General features: G+C 58.7%; 1 pseudogene. It reads left to right on the plus strand.

From position 1 onward, the window contains the following. Window positions 1-305, plus strand: a pseudogene (locus AC5RWX_RS34565) (CpaF family protein); the annotation flags it as partial.

Raw genomic sequence — 305 nt, forward strand, 5'->3', positions numbered from 1 at the left:
GTGGGCTTGACCCGCTGCACCAGGCGGGAGAAGTCCGACGTCTCGTAGAGGCAGCAGTAAGCGACTACGACGAGCGGGCGCTGATGGGTCCACTCCCTCCTATTGGCCCATTGGATGTGGCACGCAAGTTCCTTTTTGATGCTGTCGCCGGCTTTGGCGTACTTCAGCCGCTCTTGGATGATCCGACCATCGAAGAAGTCTGGATCAACACGCCCCACGAAATTTACGTAGCAAGGAACGGCGAATCTGAGCTAACCTCCCTTAGCCTGACGGAGCAACAGGTGCGGGACCTGGTGGAGCGGATG

This window comes from Arthrobacter sp. SPT-J7 (assembly GCF_059089965.1).